Origin of the sequence: Streptomyces antarcticus (assembly GCF_026627255.1) — a bacterium.
GTDB lineage: Bacteria > Actinomycetota > Actinomycetes > Streptomycetales > Streptomycetaceae > Streptomyces > Streptomyces antarcticus.
This window is the reverse complement of record NZ_JAPNLM010000081.1, coordinates 1-1,225: the sequence shown is the minus strand read 5'-3', so window position 1 is coordinate 1,225 and position 1,225 is coordinate 1. Positions and strand designations below refer to the sequence as shown.

At 64.2% G+C, this 1,225-nt stretch carries 2 protein-coding genes; both read left to right on the top strand.

Translation table 11 applies throughout. From position 1 onward, the window contains the following. The first annotated feature begins 51 nt into the window (after positions 1-51). Positions 52-905 (top strand): IS5 family transposase gene (locus tag OTB16_RS39115; protein WP_267727711.1). Its coding sequence is split into 2 segments (ribosomal slippage): positions 52-391 and positions 391-905, totalling 855 coding nucleotides; the frame shifts between segments, so codons are not numbered across the junction. Beyond that, the gene (locus tag OTB16_RS39110; protein ID WP_267727710.1) at positions 889-1,212 is read left to right on the top strand and encodes a hypothetical protein; all 324 of its coding nucleotides are present in this window, start codon (positions 889-891) and stop codon (positions 1,210-1,212) included. Before OTB16_RS39115 ends, OTB16_RS39110 begins: the two co-directional genes overlap by 17 nt. Positions 1,213-1,225 lie beyond the last annotated feature (13 nt).

The window sequence follows — 1,225 nt, the reverse complement described above, 5'->3', positions numbered from 1 at the left end:
TTAGAGGCGATCTCATTTGGGGGCTTGGGTAGGCTGCCGGTCGTGGTGGGGATTGTTGAGCGGCTGGTGCCGGATGAGTTGTGGGGGCTGTTCCAGCGAGTAGTTCCGGAGGCGCCATCGCGGCCTCAAGGCGGTGGCCGGCGTCGGCATGGCGACCGGGAGGTGCTGGCGGCGATTCTGTTCGTGGCTACGTCGGGCTGCACCTGGCAGCAGCTGCCTACGGCGTCGTTCGGGACGTCGGGGGCGACAGCCCACCGGAGGTTCTCCGAGTGGACGAAGGCCCGAGTATGGGCCAAACTCCACCGCCTGATCCTCGACGAACTCGGCGCCCGCGGCGAGCTGGACTGGTCCCGCTGCGCGATCGACTCCGTCAACATGAGGGCCCTAAAAAGGGGGATCTGACGGGTCCGAATCCTGTCGACAGAGGCAAGTTCGGGTCGAAGATCCACTTGATCACCGAACGGACAGGTCTGCCCCTGTCCGTCGGAATCTCCGGGGCGAACCTCCACGACAGCCAGGCCCTCAAATCTCTCGTTCGCGGCATCCCGCCGATCCGATCCCGCCGCGGGCCCCGTCGCCGCCGCCCCGGCAAGCTCCACGGCGACAAGGGCTATGACTACGCCCACCTGCGGAGATGGCTGCACAAACGCGGGATCCGCCATCGCATCGCCCGCCGGGGAGTCGAGCCGTCGAACCGGCTCGGCCGACACCGATGGGTCGTGGAGCGAACGATGTCCTGGCTCTCAGGCTGCCGTCGATTACATCGGCGCTATGAACGCAAGGCCGAACACTTCCTGGCGTTCGCAGGCATCGCGGCAGCCCTCATCTGCTACCGCCGCTTGAAGGTGAACGCCAAACCAGCTCAACGACTGCTGCAAAATGGCTCAAATGAGCGAATCGACTGAGCAGGTGCAGAACGCAGACCGTCTCTGGCGGGGATTCCGCCAAGAGCCCTTCCCCGACAGTCTGCGACGTGCCACGTTCGGGGGTACACACGTATGGCTGCTCGAATTGGACATCGCTGGCTGCGTTCTTCGCTGGCTCGACAACGGCGGCACCCTCGACTCGATGAACAGCATCCTCCTGCAGAGCAGCATCAAGGACCTGGACCGAGTCATCCCCGAGATCGATGACCCCGCAGCAGCCAAGTACTGCCAGCAGTTGCACCAGCTCGCTGTGCTCGTGTCAAGGAACCTGCCCAGCACCAAATGAGACAACTTCTTAG